Here is a 25,648-nt window from a genome sequence, read left to right on the forward strand (position 1 = left end):
GGCTAGCTCCCACATGAGTTTGCTTAGTAACCGAGGTCGGCGCGCTTGAGGTACATACCTTCCTGCGTCATCGCGATCCGGTACTTCTGGATTTCACCGGCCTGCAATTTGATCTCCTGCGAGCCCGGCGCCAGCATTCCCGGACTGCAACCGACGACCTGCCCCGGCAGCAATTTCAGGCGCAACGACACGGTGCCTGGCGGCAGGTTGAACGAGGCACTTTGTTCCTGGAACAGCCGCGCCGACAGTTGATCCTGGATGTACACGCCGATTTCGCAGGAGGTCGCTACTTCAAGACGCTCGCGGGAAATGATCAGCACACCATAGTCTTCACCTGCGGCGTGCACCGAAGGGATGGCGGCAAAGAGGCCGAGAAAGCCCAACAGGCTGAAAGCTGACCAGCGCATGGCTGAATCTCCTGAATTCATATCATTGATGGATGCAGCTTGGCCGAGCGCGACGCCGATTGCCAGCCCGGCAGTTTATTCAAGAACTTGACCTTGCCATCGTGGCAAGCTCGAAACTGCCGGCAATCTCACTGAAGGAGTCATCCCATGCAAGTGTTCAATGTTCAAGGCATGTCCTGCGGTCACTGCGTCAAAGCCGTCACTCAAGCCGTCCAGGCAAAGGATCCTTCGGCCAGTGTGCGCGTTGACCTGGCCGCAAAAGAGGTCGGCGTCGAAAGTACATTGAGTGCCGAGCAGGTCATCGAGATCATCAGCGAAGAAGGGTACGCGGTGAAACTCGCCTGATTGTTCCTGACTAAAAAAAGCCAAAAGATCGCAGCCTTCGGCAGCTCCTACAAGAGCAAAGCAAATCCCCTGTAGGAGCTGCCGAAGGCTGCGATCTTTTGATCTTGATATCCGGGTTTCTGATTGTTAGCCAGCTATCGGAATGTTCAAGGCGTCCATGCCCGGCTAGACTGTCGGGCTGCCGACCTGCCAACGTGGATGCCTGATGAACTTTCGTACCATTCTGATTCTCGGAGCCCTGACCGCTTTCGGTCCGTTGGCGATCGACTTCTATTTACCTGCATTTCCGTCCATGGCGCTCGCGTTCGGCACCGACGAGAAACATGTGCAGATGACGTTGGCAGCGTATTTTCTCGGTCTGTCCATCGGCCAGCTGGCTTACGGCCCGGTGGCCGATCGCTTCGGTCGACGGGTTCCGTTGCTCATTGGTCTGGCGCTGTTCACGCTGGCATCTCTGGCCTGTGCTTATGCACCGAACCTGGAATGGCTGATCGGCGCACGTTTCGTGCAGGCGTTGGGCGGTTGTGCAGGGATGGTGATCGCCCGGGCGGTGGTCAGCGATAAATGCGACGCCGTGGGCTCGGCGAAAGTCTTCTCGCAGTTGATGCTGGTGATGGGCCTGGCGCCGATACTGGCGCCGATGCTCGGCGGGCTGTTGGTCAACACCACGGGTTGGCAGTCGATCTTTTTGGTGCTGACCGGGTTCAGCGCGTTGGCAGGTCTGGCCGTGGCGCTCGGCCTGCCGGAAAGTATGCCCGCGGACATGCCGCGCCAGCCGCTGTCCGGTGCACTGCGTCAGTATGGAAGGCTGCTGAAGGATCGGGTTTACCTCGGCCATGCCTTGACCGGCGGCATCGCCATCGCCGGAATGTTTGCTTACATTGCCGGCTCACCGTTCATCTTCATCAAACTGTATGGCGTCCCGGCCGAGCATTTCGGCTGGCTGTTCGGTACGAACGCGGCGGGGTTCATTCTGGTAGCGCAGGTCAATGCGCGGTTGTTGGCCAAGCGTGGCCCGGCGTTTCTGCTGTCGCGTGCAGTCTGGGTTTACCTGGCTGCCGGGCTGACATTGCTGGCCGTCAGCACCTTGCACACCAATGCGCTTTGGCCGTTGCTGATTCCATTGTTCATCTGCGTGTCCAGCCTCGGCTGCATCAGCCCCAACGCTGCCGCCTGCGCGATGAACGGACAGGGCGCGCGCGCCGGCAGCGCGTCAGCGTTGCTCGGTTGCATGCAATTCAGTGTCGCGGCCGGCGCCTCGGCACTGGTGGGGATATTGCACGATGGCACAGCCGTGCCGATGGCCATCGTCATCAGCATGTGCGGTTTTCTGGTGGTGAGCGTCGCGATGCTCACCCGACGTCTGCAAAATGCCCGAGCCCTGGCTCAAGCCCAAGCCGAGGCTTGAACCTCAGCCGGCCGCGCGTTGCTGGCCTTGATCGGGAATCTTGTGGGGCGCGCAGAGTCGCGCTTCGAGGGTGCGAGTGAAGGCCAGCGCTTCGGCCTCACTGCGGAATGTCACGGCGTGCTGGTCGAGTCGGACCTGCCATTGAGACTTTGCAACTTCTTTTATCAGGATCTTCATTGCTGACCTCCCTTGCGTAAAAGATGTATCGCAGAGGCTTCGATTGTAGACCTGAATACGATCGCAATTGTGACAACGGTCAAGCATCTGACTGACGGCAAAAGAAGATCGCAGGCCTTGCAGGAGCTACCTCAGGCTGCGATCTTCCGATCCTTAGAAACCTTCTAAAACAATTTTCCCCTTGGCTTTGCCGCTCTCCAGCAACTCATGCGCGCGACGCAAGTTCGCCGCATTGATCGCGCCGAAGTGCTCGCCGACGGTCGTCTTCAATGTGCCTGCATCAATCAACTCGGCCACGCGGTTGAGCAGTTTGTGCTGTTCGATCATGTCGGGTGTCTCGAACAGCGAGCGGGTGTACATGAACTCCCAGTGCAGCGAGAGGCTCTTGCGCTTGAGTTTGGTCACGTCCAGCGACTTCGGGTCGTCGATCAGCGCCAGTTTGCCTTGCGGCGCCAGGGCTTCGACCAGTTGATCCAGATGCTGATCGGTCTGGGTCAGGCTGGCGACGTGGGTGACGTGGTTGATGCCGGCGCGCTTGAGTTCTTCACTCAGCGGTTGGCTGTGGTCGATGACCAGATCCGCCCCCAGTTCGCTGACCCAATCGCGAGTCTGTGCACGGGAGGCGGTGCCGATCACTTTGAGACCGGTCAGTTGCTTGGCCAATTGGGTGAGGATCGAACCGACGCCACCCGCCGCACCGACGATCAGCAGGCTCTGGCCATTATCGACTTGTCCCTCGCTGACTTGCAGGCGTTCGAAGAGCAACTCCCATGCGGTAATCGCGGTCAGCGGCAGGGCCGCGGCTTCGGCGAAACCGAGGGACTTGGGCATATGGCCGACGATCCGCTCATCGACCACGTGCAGTTCACTGTTGCCGCCCGCGCGGGCGATGGAGCCGGCGTAGAAAACCTTGTCGCCAGCCTTGAACAGCGTCACCTCGCTGCCAACCGCCTTGACCACGCCGGCCACGTCCCAGCCCAGCACTTTCGCGGCCCCGCCTTCAGGCGCCACATTCTGCCGCACCTTGGTGTCGACCGGGTTGACCGAAATGGCTTTGACCTCTACCAGCAAATCACGCGGGCCGGCTACAGGCTCCGGCAGATCGATGTTTTGCAGGGATTTGGCGTCGCTGATGGGCAGTGAGGCGTAATAGGCAATGGCTTTCATGGAAGGCTCCGCACAGGTAGTAGAAGATGGTGCTGATGATTAGCTATTTCTCTGCAAGATAAAACCGGCTAAAACAGCACTCTCTTTCAATGTTTTTTTGATAATCGAGGCTGACATGCTGCGTTTCGATGACTTGCAATTGTTCGTCCGAGCAGCGGATCTGGGCAGTCTGTCGGCGGCGGCGCGGGTGATGGACATGTCTTCGGCAGTGGCCAGCGCGGCGCTGAAACGGATCGAACAGCAACTCGGTGCGCGTCTGCTCGCCCGGTCGACGCGCAGCTTGCGCCTGACGGCCGAGGGCGAAGGCTTCCTCGAATACGCTCGGGCGGCGTTGAGCAATCTCGATGAGGGGCGACGTTTGCTGGCCAGCGGGCAGGATCAGGTCAGCGGGGTCTTGCAACTGTCGGCGCCTTCGGACTTTGGCCGCAACCTGTTGCTGCCGTGGCTCGACGAGTTCCAGCGCGAGCACCCGAAACTGACCGTACGCTTGCTGCTCGGCGACCGCATTGCCGACCTGTTTCGCCAACCGGTGGACATTGCCCTGCGGTATGGCGAACCGGAAGATTCCAGCCTGATTGCCTTGCCGATCGCGCCGCACAACCGCCGCGTGTTGTGCGCGTCACCGGCGTATCTGGCGCAGCACGGCGAACCGCGGCAACTCGAACAACTGGCCCAGCACAATTGCCTGTTGTTTATGCTCGGCAGTCGGGTCCATGACCATTGGAGCTTCACTGACGGCAGGCGCGAAGTCAGCCTTACTGTCACGGGGGACCGCTTCAGTGACGACGCCGACGTGGTACGTCTGTGGGCCGTGGCAGGTGCCGGGATTGCCTATAAATCCTGGCTGGACGTGGGCGCCGATGTTCTCGCCGGGCGCCTCAAAGTGCTGTTGCCGGAGCTGCTGTGTGAGCGCGCTCCGCTGAATTTGTTGTGCGCCCATCGCGCACAATTGAGTAAGCCTGTGAACCTTTTAAAGGAGATGCTCGCCAGCCGATGCGCTGATCTAAGTAGTCAATTTCCCGCTTTCTCGAAAGTTGATCATTAGTCGCAGGTAAATAGAGAAATTTCTGTCAGGAACAATCACCACCCGTGCAGTCCGCAGCGCGGGACGGCGCGTGCATCCCGCTTATACTAGCGCCCGCCTCACGCCAGTACCGAAACCCGGCCCGAACGCCATCAATGCTGAGCTGCCTTGTTTAACTTCGGGTACTGCTGCGGTTGCGGGTTCGGCGCCGGAACATGTTGTGCCAATGGCCTGCCTTGCCCCGGCTCAGGGCGTTTTTCGCGTCTTGGCCGCTGGCTCATTACTGGTCAAGATGTCTCCGAGCAGTAGACGATACGATTCCACAGGGAGTGAATACATGGAACATGCACCTTGCATCAGCCAGATCGCCACGTTGCTGGCCGACCCCAAGCGCAGCGCGATGATGTGGGCGTTGATGGATGGCTCGGCCCGGCAGACCGAGGAGCTTGCGCTACTGGCAGGGCTGTCGCCGTCGTCGGCCAGTGCGCATCTGGCACGGTTGTCCACTGGCGGTCTGTTGAAGGTCGAAGTCCGGGGGCGTAAACGGTTTTTCCGCCTCTCGGCGCCGGAGGTAGGGGCTGCGATCGAAGCGTTGGCCAGCGCCACCATCGCCAGTGCCCCGCGAGAAGTCGCCGAGGTGTTCAAACGCAATACGCCGATGGCCAAGGTAGCGGCGGCGCCGTCTTCACTGCTGCGCGCTCGTTTCTGTGATGACCATTTGGGCGGCACGCTGGCGGCCGATCTTTATCAACGCCTGCTCGACGCCGGCTGGATCGAACAGCTTGAGCAACGCGTGGTGGTGACCCATAAAGGCGCGAGCAAGTTGGCCGGGCGTGGCGTGTTCATCCAGGCGCTGGCCCATCGCAACGTGCAAGTGGCCTGTGCCTGCCCGGACTGGAGCGAGCGTCGTCCGCACATGGGCGGTTCACTCGGCGCGGCGTTGCTGCAGTTGTTCATGCAGTCCGGTTGGCTGACCTTGCCCCATGACTCCAGGGCGTTGCAACTGACCGCTATTGGCCAGCGGGAGCTGCATCGATTCGCCAAGGAAACAGAGCTGGAACTGGCGTAGCAGAGCCTGTGAAATCGCTGCCTGAGCCCGAATCCATCAGCTAACACTGTACCTGTGGGAGCGGGCAAGCCCGCTCCCACAGTTTTAGTATTGCTCTTAAGGTTTTACGAGCCGTGCATCCAGGCTGTTCTGTGCCAGGCGTTTGGCCTGATCCTGGGTCATGCCCAAGTGTTCGTACAGCGCATGGAAGTTCTCGGTCACGTAACCACCGAAGTACGCAGGGTCATCGGAGTTGACCGTCACCTTAACGCCACGCTCAAGCATGTCGAGGATGTTGTGCTGCGACATGTGATCGAACACGCAAAGTTTGGTGTTCGACAGCGGGCACACGGTCAGCGGGATCTGCTCGTCGATGATCCGCTGCATCAGGCGCTCGTCTTCGATGGCGCGTACGCCGTGGTCGATGCGTTGGATTTTCAGCAGGTCGATGGCTTCCCAGATGTATTCCGGCGGGCCTTCTTCACCGGCGTGGGCGACGGTCAGGAAGCCTTCGTGACGGGCACGGTCGAACACGCGCTGGAACTTGCTTGGCGGATGGCCCATTTCGGAGCTGTCCAGACCTACGGCGACAAACGCGTCACGGAACGGCAGCGCCTGATCGAGGGTTTTCTCGGCTTCTTCTTCGCTCAAGTGGCGCAGGAAGCTGAGGATCAAACCGCTGGTGATGCCCAGTTGCTGCTCGCCATCCTTCAACGCGGCGGCGATGCCGTTGAGCACCACTTCGAACGGGATGCCACGGTCGGTGTGGGTCTGCGGGTCGAAGAACGGTTCGGTGTGAATCACGTTTTGCGCCTTGCAGCGCAGCAGGTAGGCCCAGGTCAGGTCGTAGAAATCCTGCGAGGTGCGCAGCACATCGGCGCCTTGGTAATACAGGTCGAGGAATTCCTGCAGGTTGTTGAAGGCGTAAGCCTTGCGCAGGGTTTCGACGTCGTTCCACGGCAGGGCGATCTTGTTGCGTTCGGCCAAAGCGAACAGCAACTCAGGCTCCAGCGAGCCTTCCAGATGCAGGTGCAGTTCGGCCTTGGGCAGGGCGTTGAGCCAGTCGTACATATTCTTTTCTCATCAGGTGCAATGGCGGCATTCTACAGATGCTTGCTGAAATAATTGGCAAAACCTGACCAAGCGATCCGTCACACCGCTTCCTGTTCCCGTCGATAAGCGTAGGTATCGGCGAAGCGCGACAGCAGGAATTCAGCACAAGTGGTCGTCGGATATTTCGCCGGGTATTCTGCGCTCTGGCAACCGGGCAGGCACTCGATACGGGTGTCCGGGTGAGGCTCGGCAAAGAACGGCATCGAGTAGCGATCCACTCCGAGCGGGCTGACCACCCGGTGCGGTGTCGAGCGATATCGGTCATTGCTCCAGCGCGCCATCATGTCGCCGAGGTTGACCACGAACGTCCCGTCAATCGGTGGAGCGTCGATCCACTCGCCTTTGACGTTCTTCACTTGCAAGCCACCGGCGCTGTCCTGATACAGCAGGGTGATGCAGCCGTAATCGGTGTGCGCACCGGCGCCTTGCTGCTCGGCGGAACTGGCGGTGTGACGCGGCGGGTAATGGATCATGCGCAGCACACTCACGGGCTCAAGAAAGCGCTTGTCGAAGAAGTCGCGTTCGATGTCCAGGGCAAGGGTCATGGCGCGCAGCAGCGTTTGCGCGAGGGCCTGCATGTCGAGGTAGTGCTGTTCCATCAGCGCCTCCCAACCGGGAATTGCCGGATGGCGGTTGGGCCCGCGCAAGGGTTTTTCCGCCAGCACTTCGGGATGGTTCGCCGACAGGTGCAGGCCCATGTCGAAGGTTTCTTTGAGGTCGCTGGGTTTGTTCGGGTCGAGCTGTTCGGTGGCGATGGCGCCGTAGCCGCGATGGTGGCGGGTCCGGGTGATGTCGATCTTGAGCTTCTCTGCCGCCGGCAGATCGAAAAAACGCTGCGCGTGATCGAGCAGGGCGTCGATGCGCTGGGCGGAAATCGGATGCCCCTTGATGTAGAAGAAACCCCACTCGCGGCAAGCCTGGTCGATTTGCTCGGCAACGGCGGGCCAGGCGTTTTGGTTGTCGGTGTAGAGCGGGCTGATGTCGATGATGGGAAGGCTGTTCATACGTTTGTCCTGAAGAAACTCAGACTGAAAAGCAACGGAGATCTCTGTGGGAGCTGGCTTGCCAGCGATAGCGATCTCCCAGGCAACAATGATGTTGAAGGTAATGGCCTCATCGCTGGCAAGCCAGCTCCCACAGGTTCGGTGGTGTTTCTGGGAGGATTACTTCGGCATCTCGGCCTTCATGCCTTCCACGTAATAGTTCATCGACGCCAGTTCCGCCGTGGTCGCACTCAAACCAGCGGGGATTTTCTCGACCCCGGCCTGATCCTTGATCGGCCCGGTAAACGGCTGCAACGCACCGCTCTTGATATCGGCAATGATCTGCTCGGCTTCTGCTTTGACCGGTGCTGGCACCAGGTCGCTGATCGGCAGTTCAACCGTGCCTTCCTTCAGCCCGCCCCAGTAATCCTGGGACTTCCAGCTGTGATCGATCACGCTTTGAGTCGCCTGAATGTAATGCGGCGCCCAGTCGTTGACGATCGAGGTCAGCACCGCTTTCGGCCCGAAGTGGGCCATGTCGGAGGCGTAACCCACCGCGTAGACACCGCGGCGTTCGGCAGCCTGAATCGGAGCCGGGCTGTCGGTGTGCTGGAATACCACGTCGACACCCTGATCGATCAGCGCGTTGGCGGCATCGGCTTCCTTGCCCGGATCGAACCATGAGTTGACCCACACCACTTTGATCTCGGTGCCGGGGTTGTACTTGTTCAGGGCCAGTTGAATGGCGTTGATGTCGCGGATCACTTCCGGGATCGGGAAGGAGGCGACGTAGCCGATCTTTTTGGTCTTGGTCATCTTCGCCGCGAGGAAGCCGCCGACGTAACGGCCCTCGTAGGTGCGCGCCAGATAGGTGCCGAGGTTCTTGTCCTGCTTGTAGCCGGTGGCGTGCTCGAAGGTCACCTTGGGAAATTGTTTGGCGACTTTCAGCGTCGGGTTCATGTAACCGAAGGACGTGGTGAAGATCAGGTCGTACTTGTCCTTCGCCATGTTGCGGATCACCCGCTCGGCGTCGGCACCTTCGGCGACGTTTTCCACGTAGTTGGTGGTGATCTGCGCGCCGAATTTCTCCGCCAGCGCCTTGCGCCCCTGTTCATGCTGATACGTCCAGCCGTGGTCACCGATGGGGTCGATGTAGACGAAACCAACCTTCAGCGGATCGGCAGCGCTGGCGCTCAGGCTTATCCCCAGACCAATGGCGGCGCACAGCAGTTTGTGCAGCGGACGTATATGCATGAATTGGAGCTCCATTTTGTTGTGTGTGGTCAGGGGCAATGCAAATTGCTGACCAACAAGACAACAAACTGGTTTGAAACCGTGTGAACGCCTTCGCGAGCACGCTCGCTCCCACAGGGGATTGCATTCCAAGGTGGGAGCGAGCCTGCTCGCGAAGGGGCCGGTCAGGCCAATAAAAGTGCATCAGGCAAAAGTCTCGCCATTGCTTGGTGCGCTAATGTGTAACGAAACGTTAGCGCCGCGCCGTAGTCAGTAGCTCATTGGAATCTCTGCGTTAAAAGGCCTGTCATGCTCTCAATCCTCAAGCAAGAAAGCTTGCTGCTGCTGGCCCTGCTCGCCGCAGTCGTCGCTTATCCGTTGGAACACTGGATGCTGCACAGCGGCCAGATCGTCGCACTGACTGCCGGTCTGGTGCTGATCGCGTTCATCGTCGCCGCTTCGATGCGCGTCGCCCATCACGCCGAATTGCTCGCCGAAAAGGTCGGCGACCCCTACGGCACGATGATCCTCACGCTGGCCGCCGTGCTGGTAGAAGTGGTGATTCTGGCGATCATGATGAGCAACGAAGCGTCGCCCACACTGGTGCGCGACACGATTTATTCGGCCGTGATGCTCGACATCAACGGCATCCTCGGCCTCGCTGCGCTGATGGGAGGGATCAAGCATGGCGAGCAGTCCTACAACGACGATTCGGCGCGCAGCTACAGCGTGATGATCCTCACGGCGATGGGCGTGTCGATGGTGGTGCCGGAGTTCATTCCCGAGGCCAATTGGAAGATCTATTCGGCGTTCACTATCGGTGCAATGGTGCTGCTTTACGCGCTGTTCCTGCGCATGCAGGTCGGCCCGCACAGTTACTTTTTCAGCTACAGCTACCCGGACAAACGTCGCAAGAAAGAGCCGCAGGACGCGCAGGCGAAAGCACCGAGCATCGGCCTGTCGATCGGCATTCTGGTGTTTGGCATTGTGGTGATCGGCGCATTGGCCGAGGTGATGTCCAAGACCCTCGATCTGGGCCTGGAAGGCACGGGCGCACCGCCGGTGATCACGGCGATTCTGGTGGCGGCGATTTCAGCGGCACCGGAGATTTTGACCGCGTTGCGTGCGGCGTTGGCCAACCGCATGCAGTCGGTGGTCAACATTGCGATGGGTGCGTCACTGTCGACGGTGATCCTCACCGTGCCGGTGATGGAAGCGATGGCGCTGTACACCGGTCAGCCATTTCAGATGGCAATGACCCCGGTGCAGACGGTGATGATCTTTCTCACATTGATCGTCAGCGCGATCAATCTCAATGACGGCGAGACCAATGCCATTGAAGGCATGACGCACTTCGTGTTGTTCGCGACGTTCATCATGCTGTCCCTGCTAGGCCTTTAAGCCCACTGCAAAACAATTGTGGGAGCGAGCCTGCTCGCGAAAGCGGAGTGTCATTCAACAAAAAAGTTGCCTGATGCTCCTTCTTCGCGAGCAGGCTCGCTCCCACCGTTTTGATCCGCTGGGATCAGGTACCGGCGATCAGCTGGCGAGCAGCCTGGCTGTGATCGGCGATCAGGCCTTTCAGATCCAGTCCTTCGACCTGGCCATCAACCACGCGCCACTTGCCGCCAATCATCACCCGATCCGCTCGATCTGCGCCGCACAGCAGCAGCGCCGAAATCGGATCGTGGCTGCCAGAGAAGCGCAGTTCATCGAGCTTGAACAATGCCAGATCAGCCTGTTTGCCCACCGCCAGCTCACCAATGTCGGTACGGCCCAACAGGCTCGCCGACCCCTTGGTCGCCCAGCCCAGCACGCGCTCAGGGGTAATTTTCTCGGCGCCATAACGCAGGCGCTGGATGTACAGCGCCTGACGCGCTTCAAGGATCATGTTCGACGCATCGTTGGACGCCGAGCCATCCACGCCCAGACCGAACAGCGCACCGGCGTCAGTCAAATCGATGCTTGGGCAAATGCCCGAGGCCAGACGCATGTTCGAGCTTGGGCAGTGACAGATGCCGGTGCCGGCCTGGCCGAGGCGGGCGATTTCGTCGGGGTTGAAGTGGATGCCGTGGGCCAGCCAGGTGCGCGGGCCGAGCCAGCCGACGCTGTCCAGATAGTCGACGGTGCGCAGGCCGAAACGCTGCAGGCAGAAATCTTCTTCGTCGAGGGTTTCGGCCAGGTGCGTGTGCAGGCGCACGTCGAGCTTATTCGCCAGTTCGGCGCTGGCCGACATGATTTCCGGAGTCACTGAAAACGGCGAGCATGGTGCCAGCGCGATCTGGATTTGCGCACCGTCGCCACGCTCGTGGTACTCGTGGATCAGGCGCTGACTGTCGTCGAGAATCACCTGGCCTTCTTGCACGGTCTGCTGCGGCGGCAGGCCGCCGTCCTTCTCGCCGAGGCTCATCGAACCACGGGTGAGCATGGCGCGCATGCCCAGTTCACGCACGGTTTCGACTTGCACGTCGATGGCGTTTTCCAGGCCGTCCGGGAACAGGTAATGATGGTCGGCAGCGGTGGTGCAACCCGACAGCAGCAACTCGGCCAAAGCGACTTTGGTGGCGAGGGCGAGTTTTTCCGGCGTCAGACGTGCCCACACCGGGTACAGGGTTTTCAGCCACGGGAACAACGGCTGATTGACCACCGGCGCCCAGGCGCGTGTCAGGGTTTGATAGAAGTGATGGTGGGTGTTGATCAGGCCCGGCAGGATCACATGCTCGCGGGCATCGAACACTTCATTGCACGGCGCTGACGGCTGTTGACCGGCGGCGAGCACTTCGACGATCACGCCGTCTTGCAGCACCAGACCGCCACGGGCATCGAGCTCGTTGGAGGTGAAAATGGCGAGGGGGTTTTTTAACCAGGTACGGGTCGCAGGCATTGTCGCCGGCTCCTCTGAAAGTGGGTTCAGGGTTGCCAGCTCAGTGTTGCCCTGTCTGCTGATCCAGGTTCGCCGCGACGGACGAGGTACGCAGTTTCAAACAAATCACTGCGTCGGGCAAGCCCCACCCGACAGGACACCGTTCATCCCTGTGGGAGCTGGCTTGCCAGCGAATGCGTCGGATCAGCCACCTTATGTGGCGACTGGTACTCCGTCATCGCGGGCAAGCCCGGCTCCCACAGGATATGTGCATTTACCAGGGAATGGTTTCGCCTTTGTAATTGATGAAGTGATGCCCACCCTTGCCGGTAAACGCATTCACCTGATCAATCAGACCGCGTGTGCTGGTGTCCACATCAAGGTCAGCCCCTTCACCGCCCATGTCGGTCTTCACCCAACCCGGATGCAGCGACAGCACGGTCAGTTTCTGTTCGCCCAGTTGCGTGACAAAACTGTTGGTCATCGAGTTCAGCGCAGCCTTGCTCGCCTTGTACAGCGCCAGTTCCGGCGCATCCGGCATGGTCACGCTGCCGAGTACCGAACTCATGAACGCCAGCACGCCGCTGCCATCGCGGATCTGTCCGGCAAAGCGTTGCGCCAGATTGATCGGCGCTACCGCGTTGGTGAAAAACAGCTGACCGACTTCCGCCAGGGTCGCGCCGCCTGGGGTCTGTATTGCCGGGCCTTTGACCCCGGCATTGACGAACAGCAGGTCGAAAGTTTCACCCTTCAACTGTTGGCTCAAGGCGATCACCGCTTGCTGGTCATCCATGTCGAGCTTCTCGATCCGCACGTTGCCCAGCGCTTGCAGCGCCTCGGCGTTCGAGGGATTGCGCACGGTGGCGGTCACTTGCCAGCCGTCGCCCAGCAGGGTCTTCACCAAGCCGAGGCCCAAGCCACGGGAGGCGCCGATAATCAGTGCATTTTTTGCCTGGGACATGATGGGTTCCTTGAAAATTATCGTTCAGGGTTCAATGGACAGGCCTGACCGAGCCGTAGTTGCAGCTCATGTCGTAGCGCGTCGAGTTCGCTCATGCGGGTTTCAATCAGTTGTAGCTTGTCGCGCAGCAATTGCGCCACAGCGTTTTGCGGATCGGGCGTGTTCCACAGTGCGGCAACGCTGTCGCCGATCTCGCCGAGGGTAAAACCCAAACGCTGCGCCGTCCTGATGTAGAGCACCAGTTGCAGCATTTCCGGCGGGTAGTCGCGATAACCATTGGCACTGCGTTGCGCCGCGATCAATCCGCGTTGCTCATAGAAACGCAGCGTGTCGCGACTGACTGCGCTGGCCTGTGCCAATTCACCGATGCGCATTTGTGATGCTCTGAAGAGGGCTTGACCCTGGAGCATACTCCAGGCTTTACCGTGGTTGCTCCTCAAATTTCTGGAGCAGGGACGATGTGGACTTCAACACAATATCGAAACGTGGTGCGCGGCAGCGCCTGGTACGACCTGATCGTCACGGCTGCGTTTGTGACGCCGTGGAGTTTTGCCGCGTTGCACGGAGTTTTGACCGCGCTCGGTCAGGCGCTGGATCTGCCCGGTGAGTTGCCGGCGTTCGCGCCGATGCACATGTTGATGGCGAATCTTTTGGGCTCGGTGGTTTGTGTGTGGGCGGTGCTGCGGATTCGTGATCCGCAGGCGCGTTATGGACGTTATGACGCGGTGGCGCGGTTTCTGTTTGCGGCTTGGCAGGGGTATGCCCTGGTCCATGGCGCCAGTTCGATTCTGCTGATTTTCCTCGTCTTCGAACTGGCGTGGGGCATTGCTCAGGTTTTGCCTGTTCGGGCCCCATCGCTGGCAAGCCAGCTCCCACAGGTTCCTGTTGTGTGACATGGACCTCGTTCACACCCGAGATCCTTGTGGGAGCTGGCTTGCCAGCGATGATGCCCGTGAAATCACCGCATTAATGCCCCGACTGCCACGGCTGCCCCAACGACACCGGCGCATACAACCGTGTCCGCAGTGCATCGCGCGACAACAACACCAGCACCACAATCGTCGCCACGTACGGCAGCATCGCCAGCAGGCTCGACGGAATCGCCAGCCCCAACCCCTGCGCCACCAGGTGCAGGATGCTGGCGAGGCCAAACAGATACGCCCCAAGCAACAACCGCCACACCCGCCAACTGGCAAACACCACCAGCGCCAAGGCAATCCAGCCACGCCCGGCAGTCATGTTTTCCGCCCACATCGGCGTGTACGCCAGCGACAGATACGCCCCGGCCAGCCCGGCCATCGCGCCGCCGAAAAGCACCGCCAAGGTGCGCACGGTCAACACCGGCAAGCCCATCGCACTGGCCGCATCCGGGTTCTCGCCGACCGCTTGAATGATCAGCCCGACACGGCTTTTGATGATCACCCACGCCACCAAGGCAAACAGCCCGAACGACAGATACACCAGCAGATCCTGCGCGAACAGCATCCGCCCGATCAGCGGGATTTCACTCAGATACGGAATCGCCAACGGCTCGAATCCAGCCAATGGTTTGCCGACCCACGCCGCCCCCACGAAAGTCGACAACCCCACGCCAAAAATCGTCAGGGCCAACCCGGTCGCTACCTGATTGGCGTTGAACACCAGCGCCACCAAAGCAAACAGTGACGACAGCAGCATCCCGGCGAGCATCGCCAGCAATACGCCGAGCCACAGGTTGCCGCTGTTGAGCGCGACGATAAAACCGATCACCGCACCAAACAGCATCATCCCTTCCTGCCCGAGGTTGAGCACGCCGCTCTTCTCGCAGATCAGTTCACCCAGCGCCACCAACAGCAGCGGCGTGCCGCAACGCACCATCGCGAAGAAAATATTGCTCAGCAGATCGATATCCATCACAGCGCTCCGGCGGTTACGGTGGGGGTCTGTGTGCGCCGTGCCCAGCGCAGATTCAGGCGTGGCCGATAGAGAATCAGCACATCACTGGCGAGCAGGAAAAACAGCATCATTCCCTGAAACAGTTGCGTGATCGCCTGCGGCAGATTGAGGCTCATCTGCGCGTTCTCGCCCCCGATGTACAGCAGCGCCATCAGCAGACTGGAGAACAGAATCCCGATGGGGTTGAGCCGCCCAAGAAACGCCACGGTGATCGCCGCGTAGCCGTAACCCGGTGACACTTGCGGCACCAATTGGCCGATGGGGCCGGTGACTTCGCAGACCCCGGCAAGCCCCGCGAGCCCGCCGCTGATCAACAGGGCAAGCCAGATCAAACGCTTCTCGCGAAAGCCGACGAACCCTGCCGCACGCTTGTCCAGCCCGAGCACTTTGATCTGGAAGCCGATAAAACTTTTCTGCAACAACACCCACACCGCGACTAGCGCGAGCAGGGCGAAATACACCCCGGCATGCACGCGGCCATCCTCCAGCAACAGCGGCAAACGACTGGCGTCGCCGAACATTGCCGACTCGGGAAAATTGAAACCAGCGGGGTCCTTCAGCGGCCCATGTACGCAGAACAGCAGCAAGTTCAGCGCGATGTAATTGAGCATGATGCTGGTGAGGATTTCGTTGGCGTTGAAGCGTGTGCGCAGCCATGCGGTGAGCCCCGCCCATGCGGCGCCGGCGAGGGTACCGGTCAGCAGAATCAGCACCAGCGCCCAACGGCTTTGCATGTCGATGATATTCACCGCCAAGGCACTGCCGGCGAGCGCGCCCAGCAGCAATTGACCTTCGGCGCCGATATTCCAGATTCGCGCTTGGTAGGCCACCGCCAGGCCCAGCGCGCAGAGCAGAATCGGCAAGGCTTTGACCAGCAATTCCGAAACACCGTACAAGTCGCTGACCGGCGCGATCAGCAGCGTGTGCAAGGTTTGCAGCGGATCATGACCGAGGGCGATGAACAGCAGCGAACCGCAACCGAGCGTCAGCGCCGCCGCCAACAGCGGTGAGCACCAGAGCATCAGGCGCGATTGCTGGCCACGGGGTTCGAGGGAAAGCAGCATGTTTGAAACTCCGTTAAACCGTGGCGTGTTGTTGAGGGGTATCGAACTGACCGGCCATCCAGCCGCCGACGTCACTCAGTTGCGTGTCCGTGGTGTTTTGCAGCGCCGACAGCTTGCCGCCGCACAAGGCGCCGAGGCGGTCGCTGATCTGGAACAGTTCATCGAGGTCTTCGGAAATCACCAGAATCGCCGCGCCGGCATCGCGCAAGGCGATCAACGCGCGGTGGATGGTCGCGGCGGCGCCGACGTCCACGCCCCAGGTCGGGTGCGCGGCGATCAGCAGTTTTGGTTGCTGGAGGATTTCCCGGCCGAGGATGAATTTCTGTAGATTGCCGCCGGACAGGCTGCGGGCGGCGGTTTGCGTATTCGGCGTTTTTACCCCGAAGCGTTGAATGATTTGCCGGGCGAGGGCATCGACTTTGCCGCGTTCGATCAAACCGTTGCTCACCAGCCCTTGTTGAAAGGCTGTCAGCAGCGCGTTGTCGGCCAGACTCAGCTCTGGCACCGCGCCATGGCCGAGGCGCTCGGCCGGGACGAAAGCCAGACCGAGTCTGCGTCGTGCATCGGGGCGTAAATCAGCAACGGCCTGATGACCGAAACGAATCGTTTCGGCCTCGACCCGTGACAGCGTTTGCTCGCCACTGAGCAGGGCAAGCAATTCGTCCTGACCATTGCCCGCGACCCCGGCGATGCCAACGATTTCACCGCTGCGCACCTGCAAGTCGATGCCTGCCAGTGAGCAGCCAAACGGGTCCGGGTTATGCCAACTCAAACCGCTGATCTGCAAAAACACCGCGCCACCGCTGACCTTCTGATAGTCGCCAATCAACGCCGCCGCTTCGCCCACCATCATCTGCGCCAACTGTTGATCCGAGCATTCGGCCGGTACGCAATGCCCGGCCACCCGCCCGCCGCGCAACACCGTTGCGCTGTGGCACAAGGCGCGAACCTCTCCGAGCTTGTGGCTGATAAACAAAATGCTGCACCCCTCAGCGGCGAGACGGCGCAGGGTGATGAACAAATCGTCGGCCTCCTGCGGCGTCAGCACCGAAGTCGGTTCGTCGAGAATCAGCAGACGGATGTCTTGCATCAGGCAGCGAATGATTTCCACCCGTTGCCGCTCGCCAATCGACAGGCTGTGGACAAGTCGCTCAGGCTCCAGCGCCATGCCGTAGCGCCGCGACACTTCGCGAATCTTTGGCTCAAGCTGTTTCGGAGTGCCCGCTGCCGCACCCATCGCCAAGGCAATGTTCTGCGCCACGCTGAGGGTTTCGAACAGCGAGAAATGTTGAAAGACCATGCCGATCCCCAGCTGTCGCGCCTGGGCCGGGTTGCGCATGTTCACGCGCTGACCTTGCCAGAGCATCTCGCCCGCGTCGGCCTGAGTGACGCCGTGGATGATCTTCATCAGCGTGCTTTTGCCTGCGCCGTTTTCACCGAGCAAGGCATGGATTTCACCGGGCGCAATGCTCAGATCAATAGCGTCATTGGCCAGACATCCGGGGTAGCGTTTGCTGATATGGCGCAGTTGCAGGCGCGGGACAGGAGGGGCGATGGGCATGACAGGCTCGACTTGCTTGGAGTTGTGCCTGTGGATAAAGCAATTTCCTGGCCATTGAGTCAGGAACACCTGAAGACACCTATTCTTTGCGCCTGTCGCAGAGCACTTGCAGTAAATTCGGCATAACAACGAGCACCACTTGGGGGCGAGGCCGTTGATCAAGCTCCACTTTTGCCCGCAGGCAACTGATCAAAAAACGAGCAACTGCGTCGGAGCTATGTGCAATCTGCAACTGCGCCAGTCATGAACGGCTTATCCACAGGTTGTTCCACAGTATTTGTGCGCAACATGGAATCAAGGGCATAAGCACCGTGGTGCTTTCTTCTAATGGTGATAAACCAAGATAACTGATTGTTTTTGCGTGGGATTTTCATTTCGTCGGGGGAATTGAACGAAAAGTGAACAAATCGCGCAAAGCCGCATGACAGAAGGGTTACAGCGGTATGTGCTCAGGTTATCCACAGCCGGGTGCACAGCCGATGTGGGCAAGTCCGGGTAATAACGGAAAAGGGTGATGCCCTAAAAGATCGCAGCCTTCGGCAGCTCCTACAGGGGAATGCATTTCAAGTGTAGGAGCTGCGGAACGCTCGGGCCGCGATCGGACGATCTTTTGATCTTTTATCGTTGAAGCAAAATCCGCCCACGACTCAAATCGGCTAGCTGCGTTTGCAAGACCTCGATCTGCGCTTCTCCCACAGCTAACTTCAACTCAACGCCGTTTGCCGTGAAGTTTTCTTCGACAATCAACCCATCCAGATCCGCCACCCGCAGCTTCACCAACGCCAACTCGGCAAAGCCGCAGGCACAACGCAATGGTACGCGGCTGATCAACTCGACTTTCGCCGCCGTTTGCAGGCACTTGTTCGCACCCCCGCCATAGGCTCGCGCCAAACCGCCAGTGCCCAGTTGAATGCCGCCGTACCAGCGGATCACCAGCACCGCGACCTGATCGCAATCCTGCGCTTCAATCGCTGCCAGAATCGGTCGCCCGGCCGTGCCGCCCGGTTCGCCGTCGTCATTGCTGCGATATTGATCGCCGAGTTTCCACGCCCAGCAATTGTGCGAGGCGTTCAAGTCGCTGTGCTGTTCGAAGAACGCCTGCGCGTCAGCGGAACTGTTGATGGGGGCAGCGAAAGTGATAAAGCGGCTTTTGCGAATCTCTTCGCGGTACTCGCAAAAACCGCTGAGGGTGAAAGGCATAAACGTCTTATAGAGAAGGAGTGAGGCCGCAGCCTTTGAGAATGATGCGGATCAGGTTGTTGCCGGCGTCTTCCATGTCCTGCTTGGTCAACTTGCTGCGCCCGCTGACGCGGCAGATCTGCGTGGCGAAGTCGGCGTAGTGCTGGGTGCTGCCCCACAACAGGAAGATCAGGTGCACCGGGTCGACCGGGTCCATTTTGCCGGCATCGATCCACGCCTGAAACACCGCCGCGCGGCCCTGGAACCAGGCGCGGTAATCCTGATTGAAATACTCGCTCAGGCATTCGCCGCCGCTGATCACTTCCATCGCAAAGATTCGCGAGGCTTGTGGCTGGCGGCGCGAGTATTCCATTTTGGCGCGAATGTAACGGGTCAGCGCTTCGGCCGGATCGTCTTCGGCGGTGAGGGTGTTGAAGGTGCTGTCCCACAACTCGATGATGTTGCTCAGCACCGCCACGTACAGCCCCAATTTGTTGGTGAAGTAGTAATGCAGGTTAGCCTTGGGCAACCCGGCATTCTGGGCGATGGTGTTCATGCTGGTGCCTTTGTACCCGTGGCGGGCAAACTCGTCTTCGGCGGCTTTGAGAATGGTCTCTTCGTTCTTCTGACGAATGCGGCTGGCGGGCTTGCCGCCGTGAGCGGGGACTTCAAAGGTCATAGGCACTTCCGGGTTTGTCTGTGGGTGCAACCAGTTGCGTTGATAGCGCACCCACAAGCATCCGACAAGTCCTCAGGCGATAAAACCGTTACGCCTGTTCGATCTTGTTCAGCGGCACTTGCACTTCAGCGGGTGCCGTTTTGGCTTCCGGCAGCAGCAGGCAAAGGATGATTGCCGTCAGCCCGCCGCTGGTAATCGCCGAGTCGAACAGGTTTTGCACCAGTTTCGGCAGCAGGTGCAGCAGGTTCGGTTGCGCAGCGATGCCCAGGCCGACGCCGAACGAAGTGGCGATGATCAGCATGCTGCGCCGATCCAGCGGCGACTGCGCGAGGATGCGCACACCGGCAGCGGCGACGGCACCGAACATAACCAGAGTGGCGCCGCCGAGTACTGGTTTCGGTATCTGTTGCAGCACCGCACCAATCATTGGAAACAAGCCGAGACAAAACAGGATCGCGCCGATGTAAAGGCCAACGTAGCGGCTGGCAACGCCGGTCAGCTGAATCACGCCGTTGTTCTGCGCAAACGTGGTGTTGGGGAAGGCGCTGAACGTTGCGGCGATCATGCAGCTCACGCCATCACCCAGTACACCGCCGCGCAAGCGGCTTATATAAGAAGGGCCGCTGATGGGTTGGCGGGCGAGCATGCAATTGGCGGTGAGGTCGCCGACGGTTTCGATGGTGCTGATCAGATAGATCAGCGCGACTGGCAGGAAAGCGGTCCAGTCAAAACTGAATCCGAACTTGAACGGTGTAGGAAAACTCACCAGCGGCAATCCAGGCAATGGCTGCGGGACCAGTTTCCCACTGAACCACGCCGCCAGGCTCCCGAGCAGCAGGCCAATGATGATTGCCGACAGCCGCACCCACGGCGTGTTCGAGCGGTTGAGCAAAATGATCGTCAGCAACACGAATACGCCCAGCGCCAGATTGCCCGGCGCGCCGAAGTCCGGGGCATTGAAGCCTCCGCCGAGATCGGTGATGCCGACCTTGATCAGGCTGATGCCGATCAGCGTGATGACAATCCCGGTCACCAGCGGCGTGACCACCCTGCGCAATTGACCAATGAAACGGCTGAGCACGATCTGCACAATCGCGCCGAAAAAGCACACGCCAAAGATCATCGCCAAAATGTCTTCCGGGCTACCGCCGCGCTGCTTGACCAGAAACCCGGCCGACAGCACCGCGCCGAGAAAGGCGAAACTGGTGCCTTGCAAGCAGATCATCCCGGCGCCGATCCCGAACGGCCGGCGAGCCTGAATAAACGTGCCGACCCCGGACACCATCAGCGCCATGCTGATCAGGTAAGGCAAATGCGCGGTAAGCCCAAGCGCCGACCCGATCACCAGCGGTGGGGTGATGATGCCGACGAAACTGGCGAGCACGTGTTGCAGGGCGGCGAGGGTTGCGGCCAGCGGTTTCGGGCGGTCGTTGAGGCCGTAGATCAAGTCGCTGGACGGTTCGGAATCTGGCTGCATGGCGTTGGGCTTCTTGTTGAAGGATCGAGGTTGATCCTGCTTTGCAAAAAGCTGTCCACTTGCTCAGGTTATTGCTTGGTTTTGTCTCTAAGGCCTAACGTGGCTGGGCGGCGGGCAATTTTTAACGTGTCGCCGCCAGACTCTCCAGAAAGCTTTCCAGCACCAAATGAGGGCGCCGTCCCTTGCGCGTGACCGATGCCAGACTCAAATCATAAAAACGTGTGTCGGCCTTGAGTGCGCGTAAACGCCCTTGCTGCACCCAAAGGCTGGCGTAATGATCCGGCAGATAACCAATGTAGCGGCCGGTCAGAATCAGAAACGCCATGCCCTCACGGTCGGAGGCACTGGCAGTGCAGTTGAGCGCCTGATAATGCGCCTGGATTTCCCCCGGCAAGCGAAATGTCGGGGCGATGGCGTCCTGACTATCAAGGCGTTCGTCATCGAGTTGTTTGTCATCGACATAAAACAGTGGATGACCGACCGCGCAATAAAGCAGTGAGCGCTCGCTGTACAACGGTTGATATTCCAACCCGGAAAGCGCACTGGCCTGCGGCACCACGCCGACATGCAGGCGACCGTCCAGCACGCCTTGTTCGACTTCATTCGGCGCAATCATGCGGATCTGGATTTGCACATCCGGCCCGCGCTCCTTCAATTGGGCGAGGGCGTGGGTGATGCGCATGTGGGGCAGGGTGACCAGGTTATCGGTCAGGCCGATGATCAACTCGCCACGCAAGTGTTGGTGCAGGCCGTTAACTTCGGTGCGAAAACTTTCCAGCGCACTCAATAACTGCAGGGCTGATTGATAGACCTCGCGACCTTCTTCGGTCAGGGAGAATCCGGCACGGCCACGCTGACACAAACGCAATCCGAGGCGTTGCTCCAGATCGCTCATCTGCTGGCTGATCGCCGAGCGCCCGATGCCGAGCACGGTTTCCGCCGCCGAGAAGCCGCCGGATTCCACCACGCTGCGAAAGATCCGCAGCAGGCGAATATCAAAGTCACTGACCTGGGCCAGCGGATCGGGGCGGCGGCTGCTCATGTTTAATCGCTCAAAGTTTAGTGATGGTCTAACTGAAGGTTAGAAGAGTTGGATTTCACCGACTTTATCCGCGTGGCAATTTAGCTGCAACAACGACTTTTATCTCCCTGAAGCTTAAGCCCTGCGAGGTTTTGCCCGATGAACATGCCCGAAAACGCTCCGTCGCCACTGGCCAGCCAACTGAAGCTGGACGCGCACTGGATGCCGTACACCGCCAACCGTAACTTTCAGCGCGATCCGCGTCTGATTGTTGGTGCAGAAGGCAGTTGGCTCATCGATGACAAAGGCCGCAAGGTGTACGACTCGCTGTCGGGTCTGTGGACCTGCGGCGCCGGGCACACCCGCAAGGAAATTCAGGAAGCGGTTTCGAAACAACTGGGCACCCTCGATTACTCGCCGGGCTTCCAGTACGGCCATCCGTTGTCCTTTCAACTGGCCGAAAAAATCACTGACCTGACCCCGGGCAACCTGAACCACGTGTTCTTCACCGACTCCGGCTCCGAGTGCGCCGACACGGCGGTGAAAATGGTCCGTGCCTACTGGCGTCTGAAAGGTCAGGCGACCAAGACCAAAATGATCGGTCGTTCCCGGGGGTATCACGGCGTGAACATCGCCGGCACCAGCCTCGGCGGCGTGAACGGCAACCGCAAGCTGTTCGGCCAGTCGATGATGGACGTCGATCACCTGCCGCACACGTTGCTGGCGAGCAATGCGTTCTCCCGTGGCATGCCGGAGCAGGGCGGTATCGCCCTGGCCGACGAGTTGCTGAAGCTGATCGAACTGCACGACGCATCGAACATCGCCGCGGTGTTCGTTGAACCGATGGCCGGTTCCGCCGGTGTATTGGTGCCGCCGCAGGGTTACCTGAAACGTCTGCGTGAAATCTGTGACCAGCACAACATCCTGCTGGTCTTCGACGAAGTGATCACCGGTTTCGGCCGCACCGGCTCGATGTTCGGTTCCGACAGCTTTGGCGTCACCCCGGACCTGATGTGCATCGCCAAACAAATCACCAACGGCGCGATCCCGATGGGCGCGGTGATTGCCAGCTCCGAGATCTACCAGACCTTCATGAACCAGGCGACCCCGGAATACGCCGTGGAATTCCCGCACGGCTACACCTACTCGGCGCACCCGGTGGCGTGCGCCGCTGGCCTGGCAGCACTGGATCTGCTGCAAAAGGAAAACCTGGTGCAGAGCGTCGCCGAAGTCGCTCCGCATTTCGAGAACGCGCTGCACGGGCTGAAAGGCTCGAAGAACGTCATCGACATCCGCAACTACGGTCTGGCCGGCGCGATTCAGATTGCCGGTCGTGATGGCGATGCCATCGTGCGTCCGTTCGAAGCGGGCATGGCGTTATGGAAAGCCGGGTTCTACGTGCGCTTCGGCGGCGACACCCTGCAGTTCGGCCCAACCTTCAACAGCAAGCCGCAAGACCTGGATCGTCTGTTCGACGCGGTCGGCGAAGTGCTGAACAAGCTCGACTGATTTTTCCTTCTATATATACCTACAAAACACAGGCACCCCGCTCGGGTGTCTGTGGACAAAATTTCAGGAGTTTTCGATGAGCGTTATCCCGCATTTGATCAATGGTGAACTGGTGACCGAGAACGGTCGCGCGGTTGATGTATTCAACCCGTCTACTGGCCAGGCGATCCACAAGCTGCCACTGGCCACCCGCGAAACCATCCAGAAAGCCATCGATGCCGCCAAGGCTGCGTTCCCGGCCTGGCGCAACACGCCACCGGCCAAGCGTGCCCAGGTGATGTTCCGCTTCAAGCAACTGCTGGAGCAGAACGAGGCGCGCATCTCGCAATTGATCAGCGAAGAACACGGCAAGACCCTGGAAGACGCTGCCGGCGAGCTGAAGCGCGGTATCGAGAACGTCGAGTTCGCCTGCGCTGCCCCGGAAATCCTCAAGGGCGAGTACAGCCGCAACGTCGGCCCGAACATCGACGCCTGGTCGGACTTCCAGCCGCTGGGCATTGTTGCCGGTATCACGCCGTTCAACTTCCCGGCCATGGTGCCGCTGTGGATGTACCCGTTGGCGATCGTCTGCGGCAACTGCTTCATCCTCAAACCGTCCGAGCGTGATCCAAGTTCCACGCTGCTGATCGCTCAACTGCTGCTGGAAGCGGGTCTGCCAAAAGGCGTAATGAGCGTGGTACACGGTGACAAGACTGCGGTAGACGCGTTGATCGAAGCGCCGGAAGTCAAAGCGCTGAGCTTCGTCGGTTCGACGCCGATTGCGGAATACATCTACGCCGAAGGCACCAAGCGGGGCAAACGCGTTCAGGCACTGGGCGGCGCGAAGAATCATGCGGTGCTGATGCCCGATGCAGATCTGGACAACGCGGTCAGCGCACTGATGGGCGCGGCTTACGGTTCCTGCGGTGAGCGCTGCATGGCGATTTCGGTAGCCGTGTGTGTGGGCGACCAGGTTGCGGATGCGCTGGTGGCCAAACTGGTTCCACAGATCAAGGCGCTGAAAATTGGTGCCGGCACTTCCTGTGGTCTGGACATGGGACCGCTGGTTACCGGTCAGGCTCGCGACAAGGTCAGCGGCTATGTGGATGACGGCGTGGCGGCGGGCGCGACTCTGGTGGTCGACGGTCGTGGTCTGAGCGTGGCAGGGCATGAGGAAGGCTTCTTCCTGGGTGGCTGCCTGTTCGACAACGTCACCCCTGAGATGCGCATCTATAAAGAAGAGATCTTCGGTCCGGTGCTGTGCGTTGTTCGCGTCAACAGCCTGGAAGAGGCTATGCAACTGATCAACGATCACGAATACGGTAACGGCACCTGCATCTTCACCCGTGATGGTGAAGCGGCGCGTCTGTTCTGTGATGAGATCGAAGTCGGCATGGTTGGCGTCAACGTTCCTCTGCCGGTGCCGGTGGCTTACCACAGCTTTGGCGGCTGGAAGCGTTCGCTGTTCGGCGATCTGCATGCCTACGGCCCGGATGGCGTGCGCTTCTATACCCGTCGCAAGGCGATCACTCAGCGCTGGCCTCAGCGTGCGAGCCATGAGGCTTCGCAGTTCGCATTCCCTAGCTTATAAGTAGAAGGGCATGCAGAAGGCCGACCTATTAAGGTCGGCCTTTGTGTTTTCGGGCTTTTTTGACTGATATGACAGAATTATGAAAATAGCGGTTGACGGCAGATTCCAGACGTCTATAATTCGCCCCACTTCCGGCGCAGTCGAAACGGAAAACTCCTTGAGATTCAATGAGTTAAGTAGGTTTCGAGAGAGGTCGCTTCAGTTCATCGAAGTCTGGAAGGAGTTGAAAGAGCGGTGATGTTTGGCTCTTTTAACGGTTCGATCTTCTCGGTCGAAAGCGGAGAAAAAGAGGTGTTGACAACAGCGAGTAACGCTGTAGAATTCGCCTCCCGCTAACGAGAGATCGGAAGCGCAAGTGGTTGAAGTTGTTGAAGAATTCTTCGAAAACTTCTGAAAATAATCACTTGACAGCAAATGAGGCTGCTGTAGAATGCGCGCCTCGGTTGAGACGAAAGATCTTAACCAACCGCTCTTTAACAACTGAATCAAGCAATTCGTGTGGGTGCTTGTGGAGTCAGACTGATAGTCAACAAGATTATCAGCATCACAAGTTACTCCGCGAGAAATCAAAGATGTAACCAACGATTGCTGAGCCAAGTTTAGGGTTTCTTAAAAACCCAAAGATGTTTGAACTGAAGAGTTTGATCATGGCTCAGATTGAACGCTGGCGGCAGGCCTAACACATGCAAGTCGAGCGGATGACAGGAGCTTGCTCCTGAATTCAGCGGCGGACGGGTGAGTAATGCCTAGGAATCTGCCTGGTAGTGGGGGACAACGTTTCGAAAGGAACGCTAATACCGCATACGTCCTACGGGAGAAAGCAGGGGACCTTCGGGCCTTGCGCTATCAGATGAGCCTAGGTCGGATTAGCTAGTTGGTGAGGTAATGGCTCACCAAGGCGACGATCCGTAACTGGTCTGAGAG

Annotated in this window: 24 protein-coding genes and 1 rRNA gene; 9 read left to right on the top strand and 16 right to left on the bottom strand. The window is 59.4% G+C overall.

The genetic code is table 11. The features are described from left to right. Positions 1-23: 23 nt before the first annotated feature. Entirely contained in the window at positions 24-407 is a 384-nt protein-coding gene (locus IEQ42_RS07525; protein ID WP_210703076.1) for a hypothetical protein, read from the bottom strand. Positions 408-554: 147 nt separating this feature from the next. On the opposite strand from IEQ42_RS07525, the gene IEQ42_RS07530 reads away from it, so the two are divergent. Both IEQ42_RS07530 and IEQ42_RS07535 read left to right on the top strand, forming a co-directional pair. Next, positions 555-752: a heavy-metal-associated domain-containing protein gene (locus IEQ42_RS07530; protein WP_210703077.1), complete on the top strand. Its 198-nt coding sequence runs from the start codon at positions 555-557 to the stop codon at positions 750-752. A 205-nt stretch (positions 753-957) separates the two neighbouring features. Continuing rightward, positions 958-2,160 (top strand): multidrug effflux MFS transporter, encoded by a 1,203-nt coding sequence (locus tag IEQ42_RS07535; RefSeq protein WP_210703078.1) that lies wholly within the window; start codon positions 958-960, stop codon positions 2,158-2,160. Between the two features lie 3 nt (positions 2,161-2,163). Here IEQ42_RS07535 and IEQ42_RS07540 read toward each other — a convergent pair whose 3' ends face one another. Together IEQ42_RS07540 and IEQ42_RS07545 are read right to left on the bottom strand one after the other, a co-directional pair. Next, positions 2,164-2,337 carry a hypothetical protein gene (locus tag IEQ42_RS07540; RefSeq protein ID WP_164488104.1) on the bottom strand — a complete coding sequence of 58 codons (174 nt, stop codon included), beginning with the start codon at positions 2,335-2,337 and terminating at the stop codon, positions 2,164-2,166. Between the two features lie 153 nt (positions 2,338-2,490). Further along, positions 2,491-3,504 (bottom strand): zinc-binding alcohol dehydrogenase family protein, encoded by a 1,014-nt coding sequence (locus tag IEQ42_RS07545; RefSeq protein ID WP_210703079.1) that lies wholly within the window; start codon positions 3,502-3,504, stop codon positions 2,491-2,493. A 115-nt stretch (positions 3,505-3,619) separates the two neighbouring features. Here IEQ42_RS07545 and IEQ42_RS07550 point away from each other — a divergent pair, with 115 nt between their 5' ends. Together IEQ42_RS07550 and IEQ42_RS07555 are read left to right on the top strand one after the other, a co-directional pair. Beyond that, entirely contained in the window at positions 3,620-4,549 is a 930-nt protein-coding gene (locus tag IEQ42_RS07550; RefSeq protein ID WP_210703080.1) for a LysR family transcriptional regulator, read from the top strand. 316 nt (positions 4,550-4,865) lie between these two features. Next, complete coding sequence (locus tag IEQ42_RS07555; RefSeq protein WP_150596144.1) at positions 4,866-5,597, top strand: ArsR/SmtB family transcription factor; 732 nt, start codon at positions 4,866-4,868, stop codon at positions 5,595-5,597. Between the two features lie 96 nt (positions 5,598-5,693). Here IEQ42_RS07555 and IEQ42_RS07560 read toward each other — a convergent pair whose 3' ends face one another. The 3 genes from IEQ42_RS07560 to IEQ42_RS07570 all read right to left on the bottom strand — a co-directional run bounded on the left by IEQ42_RS07560 (position 5,694) and on the right by IEQ42_RS07570 (position 8,926). Further along, positions 5,694-6,647 carry an adenosine deaminase gene (locus tag IEQ42_RS07560; RefSeq protein WP_042557518.1) on the bottom strand — a complete coding sequence of 318 codons (954 nt, stop codon included), beginning with the start codon at positions 6,645-6,647 and terminating at the stop codon, positions 5,694-5,696. Between the two features lie 80 nt (positions 6,648-6,727). Continuing rightward, complete coding sequence (locus tag IEQ42_RS07565) at positions 6,728-7,693, bottom strand: 2-oxoglutarate and iron-dependent oxygenase domain-containing protein (RefSeq protein WP_210703081.1); 966 nt, start codon at positions 7,691-7,693, stop codon at positions 6,728-6,730. A 159-nt stretch (positions 7,694-7,852) separates the two neighbouring features. Further along, the gene (locus IEQ42_RS07570) at positions 7,853-8,926 is read right to left on the bottom strand and encodes a BMP family ABC transporter substrate-binding protein (protein ID WP_210703082.1); all 1,074 of its coding nucleotides are present in this window, start codon (positions 8,924-8,926) and stop codon (positions 7,853-7,855) included. Between the two features lie 288 nt (positions 8,927-9,214). Between IEQ42_RS07570 and IEQ42_RS07575 the strand changes: the two genes are divergently transcribed. Beyond that, positions 9,215-10,306: a calcium:cation antiporter gene (locus IEQ42_RS07575; protein WP_210703083.1), complete on the top strand. Its 1,092-nt coding sequence runs from the start codon at positions 9,215-9,217 to the stop codon at positions 10,304-10,306. A 124-nt stretch (positions 10,307-10,430) separates the two neighbouring features. On the opposite strand, the gene IEQ42_RS07580 is transcribed toward IEQ42_RS07575, so the two are convergent. The 3 genes from IEQ42_RS07580 to IEQ42_RS07590 all read right to left on the bottom strand — a co-directional run bounded on the left by IEQ42_RS07580 (position 10,431) and on the right by IEQ42_RS07590 (position 13,103). Then, positions 10,431-11,789: an 8-oxoguanine deaminase gene (locus tag IEQ42_RS07580; RefSeq protein ID WP_115145867.1), complete on the bottom strand. Its 1,359-nt coding sequence runs from the start codon at positions 11,787-11,789 to the stop codon at positions 10,431-10,433. A 253-nt stretch (positions 11,790-12,042) separates the two neighbouring features. After that, entirely contained in the window at positions 12,043-12,729 is a 687-nt protein-coding gene (locus IEQ42_RS07585; protein ID WP_210703084.1) for an SDR family oxidoreductase, read from the bottom strand. 17 nt (positions 12,730-12,746) lie between these two features. Then, complete coding sequence (locus IEQ42_RS07590; protein WP_210703085.1) at positions 12,747-13,103, bottom strand: MerR family transcriptional regulator; 357 nt, start codon at positions 13,101-13,103, stop codon at positions 12,747-12,749. Between the two features lie 84 nt (positions 13,104-13,187). On the opposite strand from IEQ42_RS07590, the gene IEQ42_RS07595 reads away from it, so the two are divergent. Beyond that, positions 13,188-13,622, top strand: a complete 435-nt coding sequence (locus IEQ42_RS07595; protein ID WP_210703086.1) for a hypothetical protein — start codon at positions 13,188-13,190, stop codon at positions 13,620-13,622. A 73-nt stretch (positions 13,623-13,695) separates the two neighbouring features. Here the strand turns inward: IEQ42_RS07595 and IEQ42_RS07600 are convergent, their stop codons facing one another. The 7 genes from IEQ42_RS07600 to IEQ42_RS07630 all read right to left on the bottom strand — a co-directional run bounded on the left by IEQ42_RS07600 (position 13,696) and on the right by IEQ42_RS07630 (position 21,666). Next, positions 13,696-14,622, bottom strand: coding sequence for an ABC transporter permease (locus tag IEQ42_RS07600; protein ID WP_042557525.1), 927 nt, complete (start codon positions 14,620-14,622; stop codon positions 13,696-13,698). Continuing rightward, positions 14,622-15,728, bottom strand: coding sequence for an ABC transporter permease (locus tag IEQ42_RS07605; RefSeq protein ID WP_042557526.1), 1,107 nt, complete (start codon positions 15,726-15,728; stop codon positions 14,622-14,624). The genes IEQ42_RS07600 and IEQ42_RS07605 overlap by 1 nt, the downstream gene beginning before the upstream one ends. 13 nt (positions 15,729-15,741) lie before the next feature. Continuing rightward, a complete protein-coding gene (locus IEQ42_RS07610; protein WP_210703087.1) occupies positions 15,742-17,289 on the bottom strand; it encodes an ABC transporter ATP-binding protein in 1,548 nt (515 codons plus the stop codon). Positions 17,290-17,907: 618 nt separating this feature from the next. Continuing rightward, complete coding sequence (locus IEQ42_RS07615) at positions 17,908-18,489, bottom strand: IMPACT family protein (protein ID WP_210703088.1); 582 nt, start codon at positions 18,487-18,489, stop codon at positions 17,908-17,910. A gap of 7 nt (positions 18,490-18,496) precedes the next feature. Further along, the gene (locus tag IEQ42_RS07620) at positions 18,497-19,147 is read right to left on the bottom strand and encodes a TetR/AcrR family transcriptional regulator (protein ID WP_150687495.1); all 651 of its coding nucleotides are present in this window, start codon (positions 19,145-19,147) and stop codon (positions 18,497-18,499) included. 88 nt (positions 19,148-19,235) lie between these two features. Beyond that, the gene (locus tag IEQ42_RS07625; protein WP_210703089.1) at positions 19,236-20,624 is read right to left on the bottom strand and encodes a uracil-xanthine permease family protein; all 1,389 of its coding nucleotides are present in this window, start codon (positions 20,622-20,624) and stop codon (positions 19,236-19,238) included. 121 nt (positions 20,625-20,745) lie between these two features. Next, positions 20,746-21,666 carry a LysR family transcriptional regulator gene (locus tag IEQ42_RS07630; protein ID WP_042557531.1) on the bottom strand — a complete coding sequence of 307 codons (921 nt, stop codon included), beginning with the start codon at positions 21,664-21,666 and terminating at the stop codon, positions 20,746-20,748. A 138-nt stretch (positions 21,667-21,804) separates the two neighbouring features. Here IEQ42_RS07630 and aptA point away from each other — a divergent pair, with 138 nt between their 5' ends. The 3 genes from aptA to IEQ42_RS07645 all read left to right on the top strand — a co-directional run. Beyond that, the gene (gene aptA / locus IEQ42_RS07635) at positions 21,805-23,154 is read left to right on the top strand and encodes an omega-aminotransferase AptA (RefSeq protein ID WP_210703090.1); all 1,350 of its coding nucleotides are present in this window, start codon (positions 21,805-21,807) and stop codon (positions 23,152-23,154) included. A 76-nt stretch (positions 23,155-23,230) separates the two neighbouring features. Next, a complete protein-coding gene (locus IEQ42_RS07640; protein ID WP_115145860.1) occupies positions 23,231-24,724 on the top strand; it encodes a CoA-acylating methylmalonate-semialdehyde dehydrogenase in 1,494 nt (497 codons plus the stop codon). Positions 24,725-25,353: 629 nt separating this feature from the next. Continuing rightward, positions 25,354-25,648 (top strand): 16S ribosomal RNA (locus tag IEQ42_RS07645); the annotation flags it as partial.

This window comes from Pseudomonas iridis (assembly GCF_017980685.1).
Taxonomy (GTDB): domain Bacteria; phylum Pseudomonadota; class Gammaproteobacteria; order Pseudomonadales; family Pseudomonadaceae; genus Aquipseudomonas; species Aquipseudomonas iridis.

Excerpts from the sequence above, each read along its gene's own strand:
- IEQ42_RS07625 (WP_210703089.1), bottom strand. The coding sequence starts at position 20,624 with ATGCAGCCAGATTCCGAACCGTCCAGCGACTTGATCTACGGCCTCAAC.
- IEQ42_RS07615 (WP_210703088.1), bottom strand. The coding sequence starts at position 18,489 with ATGCCTTTCACCCTCAGCGGTTTTTGCGAGTACCGCGAAGAGATTCGC.
- IEQ42_RS07580 (WP_115145867.1), bottom strand. The coding sequence starts at position 11,789 with ATGCCTGCGACCCGTACCTGGTTAAAAAACCCCCTCGCCATTTTCACC.
- IEQ42_RS07605 (WP_042557526.1), bottom strand. The coding sequence starts at position 15,728 with ATGCTGCTTTCCCTCGAACCCCGTGGCCAGCAATCGCGCCTGATGCTC.
- IEQ42_RS07530 (WP_210703077.1), top strand. The coding sequence starts at position 555 with ATGCAAGTGTTCAATGTTCAAGGCATGTCCTGCGGTCACTGCGTCAAA.
- IEQ42_RS07560 (WP_042557518.1), bottom strand. The coding sequence starts at position 6,647 with ATGTACGACTGGCTCAACGCCCTGCCCAAGGCCGAACTGCACCTGCAT.
- IEQ42_RS07630 (WP_042557531.1), bottom strand. The coding sequence starts at position 21,666 with ATGAGCAGCCGCCGCCCCGATCCGCTGGCCCAGGTCAGTGACTTTGAT.
- IEQ42_RS07535 (WP_210703078.1), top strand. The coding sequence starts at position 958 with ATGAACTTTCGTACCATTCTGATTCTCGGAGCCCTGACCGCTTTCGGT.
- IEQ42_RS07540 (WP_164488104.1), bottom strand. The coding sequence starts at position 2,337 with ATGAAGATCCTGATAAAAGAAGTTGCAAAGTCTCAATGGCAGGTCCGA.
- IEQ42_RS07575 (WP_210703083.1), top strand. The coding sequence starts at position 9,215 with ATGCTCTCAATCCTCAAGCAAGAAAGCTTGCTGCTGCTGGCCCTGCTC.
- aptA (WP_210703090.1), top strand. The coding sequence starts at position 21,805 with ATGAACATGCCCGAAAACGCTCCGTCGCCACTGGCCAGCCAACTGAAG.
- IEQ42_RS07600 (WP_042557525.1), bottom strand. The coding sequence starts at position 14,622 with ATGGATATCGATCTGCTGAGCAATATTTTCTTCGCGATGGTGCGTTGC.
- IEQ42_RS07640 (WP_115145860.1), top strand. The coding sequence starts at position 23,231 with ATGAGCGTTATCCCGCATTTGATCAATGGTGAACTGGTGACCGAGAAC.
- IEQ42_RS07565 (WP_210703081.1), bottom strand. The coding sequence starts at position 7,693 with ATGAACAGCCTTCCCATCATCGACATCAGCCCGCTCTACACCGACAAC.
- IEQ42_RS07570 (WP_210703082.1), bottom strand. The coding sequence starts at position 8,926 with ATGCATATACGTCCGCTGCACAAACTGCTGTGCGCCGCCATTGGTCTG.
- IEQ42_RS07585 (WP_210703084.1), bottom strand. The coding sequence starts at position 12,729 with ATGTCCCAGGCAAAAAATGCACTGATTATCGGCGCCTCCCGTGGCTTG.
- IEQ42_RS07590 (WP_210703085.1), bottom strand. The coding sequence starts at position 13,103 with ATGCGCATCGGTGAATTGGCACAGGCCAGCGCAGTCAGTCGCGACACG.
- IEQ42_RS07550 (WP_210703080.1), top strand. The coding sequence starts at position 3,620 with ATGCTGCGTTTCGATGACTTGCAATTGTTCGTCCGAGCAGCGGATCTG.
- IEQ42_RS07620 (WP_150687495.1), bottom strand. The coding sequence starts at position 19,147 with ATGACCTTTGAAGTCCCCGCTCACGGCGGCAAGCCCGCCAGCCGCATT.
- IEQ42_RS07525 (WP_210703076.1), bottom strand. The coding sequence starts at position 407 with ATGCGCTGGTCAGCTTTCAGCCTGTTGGGCTTTCTCGGCCTCTTTGCC.
- IEQ42_RS07545 (WP_210703079.1), bottom strand. The coding sequence starts at position 3,504 with ATGAAAGCCATTGCCTATTACGCCTCACTGCCCATCAGCGACGCCAAA.
- IEQ42_RS07595 (WP_210703086.1), top strand. The coding sequence starts at position 13,188 with ATGTGGACTTCAACACAATATCGAAACGTGGTGCGCGGCAGCGCCTGG.
- IEQ42_RS07610 (WP_210703087.1), bottom strand. The coding sequence starts at position 17,289 with ATGCCCATCGCCCCTCCTGTCCCGCGCCTGCAACTGCGCCATATCAGC.
- IEQ42_RS07555 (WP_150596144.1), top strand. The coding sequence starts at position 4,866 with ATGGAACATGCACCTTGCATCAGCCAGATCGCCACGTTGCTGGCCGAC.